Genomic DNA, 7,178 nt, shown 5'->3' with positions numbered 1-7,178 from the left:
TCTGCTCAAAAAGCAGTAATAGATCAGAGTAGCCGATCGCTGTCAAGCGATTGATAATGTTTCAAACAGGTGCGGAATGACGGTTTGAGCGATAGCTGCGCCGGAAGGTCCTGACGATCCCGCGCCGTAATGGCGACAAACCGATCCTGCAGCCAGATGCGTTTATTAAAAAAATGGGGCACATACTGCAGAGAATCGATGCCAACGAAGACATCCAGTTGACCGGATTCGACCCCTTCGTGCTGGATCTTCTCCGCCAGGATATCCACGCTCAGACGAATATTCGGAGCCTCGGTTTTGAACTTGGAGACCAGACGGGGCAGCCCTAAAAACTCGAAATAGTCGACCGCACCCAGGTAAAAGGTTCGAGCCGAGGTGGCCGGATCAAACTGTCGACTGCCGGTCATGCCCCGCTCCAGCCGTCCCAGGGATTCCCGGATGACCGGAATCAACTGTCGCGCCCGAGGCGTCGGCTCCATCCCCTGACTGGTACGGATAAACAGCGGATCCTCCAACTGCTCTCGCACCCGATTGAGCGCATGACTGAAGGCCGATTGGCTCATAAACAGGCGGTCTGCGGCCTTAGTGACACTTTTCTCATCGGCTAGTACCGGGAGTAACTTCAATAAATTCAGGTCCATAGATATCTCTATGATTTAATTTCATCAAATGATGTAAATATTGCATTTCAATCATATCACTAAACTCGGTATTAGTTTCCCTTAAGGAACCGAACCTCTTTCGGCAAAAGGGACTTTTATGCCTACATCAACTACCACCAGACAGATGGGTCTGGTCAGTCAAATACTGTTTATCCTCTGCTCGGTGCTCATCATCGATACCCTCACGGCTGCTGCCGCCTTGGGAACTGGCGTCATCGGCTGGTGGATCGTCACCCTGTTGTTCTTCGTCATCCCCTATGCGCTGATCGCCGCCGAGCTGGGAACCAGCTATCCCTCGGACGGTGGCATCTACTCCTGGGTGAAACGCGCCTTCGGCCTGAAGATGGCCGCTCGCACCACCTGGCTGTACTGGATCAACGTCGGGCTATGGATGCCTGCGGTCTATATCCTGTTCGCTGGCATGGTGGCTGAGTTATTTCTGCCGGATCTGGGCCTGGGCTGGCGCGTCGCCATCTGCATCGCCCTCATCTGGCTGACAGTGGGATTCTGTAATGTCTCGGTGCATGTCGGAGTCTGGGTCAGCCAGGTTGGAGCTTTGCTCAAAATTATCGTCATCACCACGTTGGGCGGCGCCGGTTTTTACTATGCCCTGAAGCATGGCATGGCCAATGATCTGACCCTGCGCAGCATGCTGCCCTCCCTGGAAGGTGGTGTCAGCTTCCTGCCCGCGATCATCTACAACCTGCTGGGGCTGGAGCTCATCGCCTGCCTGGGTAAAACCCTCAAGGATCCGGTGCGCACCATGCCGCGGGCCATGATCGGCGCCAGCGTCATCATCGCTGCCCTCTACCTGTTCGGCACCCTGGGGATCCTGGCCGCCCTGCCGGTGGAAAAGGTCGGGCTGATTGCCGGCATCACCGATGCCTCACGCATCCTGTTTGCTGACTCCCCTTGGGCCGATACGCTAGTGAGCGGACTGGGGATCCTGGTACTGCTCACACTCATCAGCAACATGGTGAACTGGACCATGGGCTCCAGTCGCGCCGCCGCCGAGGCCGGTGAACTCCCCGCCTATGTCGCCCGTCGCCATCCCCGATATGGTTCACCCATGGGAGCCAATACCGTGACCGGTATTGTGGCAACGCTGGTGATCCTGGCCTATGCCCTGCTGGCCCAGAGCAATGATGAACTGTTCTGGAGTGTGTTTGCCTTCTCCAGCACCATCTTCCTGATGCCCTATCTGTTGCTGTTCGCCTCCTTCCTGCGCCTGCGTCGTCGGGATCCGCTGACCCCGCGCGCCTTTAAAGCACCCGGTGGCCGGATCCTGATTGCCTTGATGACTGCCAGCGGCCTGCTGTTTGTGTTGGGTGCCCTGCTGCTGTTCTTGTTCCCGCAACTGCCCGAAGGTCAGATCGATTGGCACACCAGTGCGCCGCTGCTCATCGGCCTGCTACTGACGCTGGGGATCGAGGAATGGCTGGTGAGCCGATCGCTAGCGACCCCAACCACTCAACAGCTGAATGCTCAAACGAATTAAGCGTTTATAACCATCAATTAAGGACGAAAATGATGCCCCATATAAACTCTATTCATCTCCAGAAACGTGCACTGCTTGCGAGTGCAGTGACTCTCGGAACAAGCCTGTTTCTCATCGCGTGTAACAGTGATAGTAAGAACGCTGCGGATATAGTTTTTAAAAATGGTTACGTCTATACAGTCAATGCGAAGGATTCCGTAGCGCAGTCCGTAGCCGTTCGAGATGGGAAAATTCTTTACGTAGGCAGTAATGATTCGGTAGATGGTCTGATCGATAAACACACCGAAGTGATCGACTTGGCAGGCAAGATGTTGATGCCAGGTTTCATTGATGCCCACTTGCATGCATTAGCCGGAGGGAGAGCACAACTACAATGCGACTTAGCTTATGCCCCCCTGTCGCAGGCAGAGCTGAGAGATACGATCCAGTCCTGTCTGGACGCCAGTGCCAGCAAAGAGCCGGATGGTTGGCTAGAGGTGGTCAATTGGGATCGTTACTCCACCGCTGCGAAAGATGGAGATCCAACAAAGTCACTCCTTGACGCATTGGAAACCAAGCGCCCGATCGTGATTACGGCGAGTGATTTCCACTCGGTTCTCGCGAACTCTAGAGCCTTGGCAATAGCCGGGATTACCGCTGAAACAGCCGATCCGGCCGGCGGTGCCTTTGCTCACGATGAAAATGGCGAGCTAACAGGTATCGCTGAAGATAATGCCGGTTTCCTGATAAAAACTTTTATCCCTGCGGATAGTGATGCCGATCAGGTGCAACAAGCCAGCACAGCGCTGGAAACCCTACGTAATCAGGGGGTGACCACCTTTATGGATGCCGCAGCAGGAGAAGCCCAAGGCAAAGCATTCAAAACGCTTCGGGAACAGGGGAAATTGACAGCTCGGACCTTCCTGGCCATCGGTACATCCACGGAAGAAGTCACAGCCGATCCCGCCAAAGCCATGGCGGCAGCGGCACTAGTGGCCAAGAGTTTAGATGAAGGAGAACCCACCCCAACGCCCGGCATCAACTCAAGAATGATCAAGATCTTCCTTGATGGCGTCATCAATGCTCCCGCAGATACTGGTGCCATGCTTACGCCCTATTACACCAATACAGGGACTGATTCACTGGCTCACTGGGAGCCGGGAACTAATCATGGCTCGCTCTACTATCCAGCAGAAGTCCTAAAACCCCTAACATTGGCGGCTGCAGACCTGAACATGGACCTTCATATCCATGCAACTGGTGAACGTTCAGTACGCGAAATGCTCAATGCTATAGCGTATGAGCGAGAACAGCGACCTAAACTCGATTTTCGCCCGTCGATTGCTCACGATGAGAGCGTGACCATTGAAGATTATGCCCGTTTCGCACCGTTGGATGTAACAGCGACCATGTCATTTCAGTGGGGCGTAAGAGCACCTTACTCTATTGGCGACACAGAAAATCATTTGGGGCCGGATAGATTCTCTCGTATGGAACCATCGGGAAGCTTGGCTAATGCCGGTGCTCGAGTAGCCTATGGTAGCGATTGGCCTATCGATCCACATGATATCTTCCTTGCTCTCAAGGCTGGTGTCACTCGCTCAGGGGATAATACGAACCCGAACAGTGCCGCTTTCCTATCTGCGGAATATGAAGGCAAACTGAATGCAGAACCCGCACTGACCCGGGCTCAGAGCCTCCGTGCAATTACGATGAACTCAGCCTACCAACTGCGAATGGAGGACAAAATAGGTTCTATCGAGCACGGAAAATATGCTGACCTGATCGTTCTGGAGAAGAACTTTATGACCGAACCAGAGGAGGCGTTGGCCCGAAACAGGGTTCTCCTGACCATGGTGGGCGGTAAAATAGTAATGGCGAACGATGAACTCGCAAAATATCAGGAAGCCCAATAACAAAAGCTTGATATAACCGCATAAAAAAAGAGCCCCGATATAATGTCGGGGCTCTTCACATTTATTCGCGGACTATTTCTGCGGACGCAGGGCCGGGAACAGGATGACGTCGCGGATGGTGTGGCTGTTGGTAAACAGCATCACCAGACGGTCGATGCCGATGCCTTGACCGGCAGTCGGCGGCAGACCGTGCTCCAGTGCGGTGACGAAGTCGGCGTCATAGAACATGGCCTCATCATCGCCCGCTTCCTTCTGCTGCACCTGCGCCTGGAAGCGCTCGGCCTGATCTTCGGCATCGTTGAGCTCGGAGAAGCCGTTGGCCAGCTCGCGACCACCAATGAAAAACTCGAAGCGGTCGGTGATTTCCGGATTCTGGTCGTTGCGACGGGCCAGCGGCGAGACGGCAGCCGGGTATTCGGTGATGAAGGTCGGCTGCATCAGCTGCGCTTCGGCCGTCTCTTCGAAGATGGCGGTGATCACATGGCCCAGCTCCCAGCTCTTCATCAGCTCGACATGGTGACGCTTGGCTACGGCGATGGCGCCTTCCAGCGTGGTCAGCTCTTCAGCCTTCACGTCGTTACCATACTTGAGGATGGCCTCGACCATGGTGAGACGGGCAAAGGGTTGACCGAAGTCGATCTCGAAGCCCTCTTCCCCTTCCTTGGCGTAACGGATGGTGGTGGTGCCGTGGATATCCAGCGCCAGGGTGCGCAGCATCTCCTCGGTCAAGTCCATCAGATCGTTATAGTCGGCATAGGCCATATAGAACTCGAGCATGGTGAATTCTGGGTTATGACGCACCGAGATGCCTTCGTTGCGGAAGTTACGGTTAATTTCGTACACCCGCTCGAAGCCACCGACCACCAGACGCTTCAGATAGAGCTCCGGAGCAATCCGCAGGTACATGTCGATGTCCAGCGCGTTGTGGTGGGTGATGAAGGGACGCGCGGAGGCGCCGCCCGGGATCACCTGCATCATGGGGGTTTCCACTTCCATGAACTGCTTGGCGTTCAGGAAGTTACGGATACCGTTGACCACCTGGTTACGGATCTTGAAGGTCTTGCGCGACTCTTCGTTGGCAATCAGATCCAGGTAACGCTGACGGCAACGGGCTTCCTGATCGGTCAGACCCTTATGCTTTTCTGGCAGCGGACGCAGCGCCTTGGTCAGCAGACGGATCTCGGAGACATGCACCGAGAGCTCACCGGTATTGGTGCGGAACACAGTTCCTTCCACGCCGACGATATCGCCCAGATCCCATTTCTTGAACTGCTCGTTGTAGAAGCCTTCGGCCAGATCGTCACGGGTGACATAGACCTGCACCTTGCCGCCCATGTCTTGCAGGGTGGCAAAAGAGGCCTTGCCCATGATGCGGCGAGTCATGATACGACCGGCGATCTTCACCTTGGCATTCAGTGCCGCCAGCTCTTCGGCACTCTTGTCACCAAACTGCTCGTGGATCTCGCTGGAGATATGGTCACGACGGAAGTCGTTCGGAAACGGATTGCCCTGCTCACGCAGTGCCGCCAGCTTGGAGCGGCGCTGGGTCATCTCGTTGTTGAACTCTTGAACGTCCAGTTCCGGGGTTTGATTCTGTTCTGACATGATAATTCCTGCTTGGATTACAGCCCGGACTTCAGGCTGGCTTCAATAAACTTGTCCAGGTCGCCATCAAGGACCGCTTGCGTATTGCGGGTTTCAACCCCGGTACGCAGATCCTTGATGCGGGCGTCGTCGAGCACATAGGAGCGGATCTGGCTGCCCCAACCGATATCGGATTTAGTCTCTTCCAGTGCCTGTTTCTCGGCATTCTGCTTCATCATCTCCAGCTCATAGAGTTTCGCCTTGAGCTGTTTCATCGCCTGGTCTTTGTTCTTGTGCTGGGAACGGTCGTTCTGGCACTGAGTCACGGTATTGGTCGGAATGTGGGTAATACGCACCGCAGATTCGGTCCGGTTTACGTGCTGACCACCGGCCCCGGAGGCGCGATAGACGTCGATGCGCAAGTCAGCCGGGTTGATTTCGATATCGATGTCTTCATCAATTTCTGGATAGACAAACGCCGAACAGAACGAGGTATGACGACGGCCACCGGAATCGAACGGGCTCTTGCGCACCAGGCGATGGACGCCAGTTTCGGTACGCAACCAGCCGAAGGCATATTCGCCAGTGAACTTGATGGTGGCGGATTTGATACCGGCCACGTCGCCATCGGTACATTCGATGAGCTCCGGTTTGAAGCCGCGAGCTTCCCCCCAACGCAAGTACATGCGCAGCACCATGCTGGCCCAATCCTGAGCCTCGGTGCCACCCGAGCCGGACTGGATATCCATGTAACAGTCGGAAGGGTCATGCTGACCGGAGAACATGCGGCGGAATTCCAGATCCACCAGCTTCTTCTCCAGCGCCTCGGCCTCGGCTTCGGCCTCGTGGAAGGTCTCTTCGTCTTCACCTTCGACGGCCAGAGAAACCAGCATCTCCACATCCTCGGCGCCCTGGGTCAGGACATCGATGGTGGCGACAATCGTTTCCAGGGAGGAGCGTTCCTTCCCCAAAGCCTGAGCCCGTTCCGGCTCATTCCAGACATCCGGCTGTTCCAGCTCGGCGCTTACTTCTTCCAGACGCTCTTTCTTGGCGTCGTAGTCAAAGGTACCCCCTCAGAAGCTCGGTCCGTTCAGACAGCTCCTTGAGTTTGTTCAGTACCGGATTCACTTCAAACATGAAGGATTCTCTCATCAATAAGCAGGCCGGGAAGATATAACCCGGTCTTGGTGTGACAGAAGTCCTTGCCGTAACAGGCCCAGTGATAGGAGCTGGATACGGGAAGGACTGCAGAAAAGCGCAGTATTTTACCCAATTGAGTGGGGAATAGACAGACAATGCAGGGATTTTTCCCGGATTATCCAGCAGGCAGAAGAGGTGATGAAAGTCAGTCATCCGCGCGGTAGAACCATGCCCTCCAGGCGATCTTCCCAGACCACTCAAAGCGTCAATCTTGCGGATCGGAGTATCCATCGCCAGAACAGCGCAGGAACTTATTTTATCTGCTGAAGAAATAACCACCCACTAGCGTAACTTGGAGATAAATCACTGGGTTTTTTCATCCGTTGCTTGAAAATAAGG

The 7,178-nt window shown here is 54.9% G+C and carries 5 protein-coding genes; 2 read left to right on the top strand and 3 right to left on the bottom strand.

Annotated elements, in window-relative coordinates; translation table 11 throughout:
- Positions 1-23: 23 nt before the first annotated feature.
- The gene (locus ACYVG7_RS16015; RefSeq protein ID WP_460884096.1) at positions 24-641 is read right to left on the bottom strand and encodes a LysR family transcriptional regulator; all 618 of its coding nucleotides are present in this window, start codon (positions 639-641) and stop codon (positions 24-26) included.
- A gap of 118 nt (positions 642-759) precedes the next feature.
- Between ACYVG7_RS16015 and ACYVG7_RS16010 the strand changes: the two genes are divergently transcribed.
- Together ACYVG7_RS16010 and ACYVG7_RS16005 are read left to right on the top strand one after the other, a co-directional pair.
- Positions 760-2,160 (top strand): APC family permease, encoded by a 1,401-nt coding sequence (locus ACYVG7_RS16010; RefSeq protein WP_460884095.1) that lies wholly within the window; start codon positions 760-762, stop codon positions 2,158-2,160.
- Positions 2,097-4,055: an amidohydrolase gene (locus tag ACYVG7_RS16005; protein ID WP_460884094.1), complete on the top strand. Its 1,959-nt coding sequence runs from the start codon at positions 2,097-2,099 to the stop codon at positions 4,053-4,055. Before ACYVG7_RS16010 ends, ACYVG7_RS16005 begins: the two co-directional genes overlap by 64 nt.
- Positions 4,056-4,127: 72 nt before the next feature.
- On the opposite strand, the gene lysS is transcribed toward ACYVG7_RS16005, so the two are convergent.
- Positions 4,128-5,660, bottom strand: coding sequence for a lysine--tRNA ligase (gene lysS, locus ACYVG7_RS16000; protein ID WP_460884093.1), 1,533 nt, complete (start codon positions 5,658-5,660; stop codon positions 4,128-4,130).
- A 17-nt stretch (positions 5,661-5,677) separates the two neighbouring features.
- Positions 5,678-6,776, bottom strand: a protein-coding gene (gene prfB, locus ACYVG7_RS15995) for a peptide chain release factor 2 (protein ID WP_460884092.1) whose coding sequence is annotated in 2 segments (ribosomal slippage) — positions 5,678-6,700 and positions 6,702-6,776 — 1,098 coding nt in all. Because the reading frame shifts where the segments join, the coding sequence is not laid out codon by codon here.
- Positions 6,777-7,178: the final 402 nt, after the last annotated feature.

It is taken from the genome of Pseudaeromonas pectinilytica (assembly GCF_054780855.1).
Note: the sequence above shows the minus strand (reverse complement) of the source record. Positions and strands in the feature narration are given on the sequence as shown.

Bases quoted from the DNA above. Each gene is read 5' to 3' on its own strand.
- ACYVG7_RS16005 (WP_460884094.1), top strand. From the start codon at position 2,097: ATGGCTGGTGAGCCGATCGCTAGCGACCCCAACCACTCAACAGCTGAA.
- lysS (WP_460884093.1), bottom strand. From the start codon at position 5,660: ATGTCAGAACAGAATCAAACCCCGGAACTGGACGTTCAAGAGTTCAAC.
- ACYVG7_RS16010 (WP_460884095.1), top strand. From the start codon at position 760: ATGCCTACATCAACTACCACCAGACAGATGGGTCTGGTCAGTCAAATA.
- ACYVG7_RS16015 (WP_460884096.1), bottom strand. From the start codon at position 641: ATGGACCTGAATTTATTGAAGTTACTCCCGGTACTAGCCGATGAGAAA.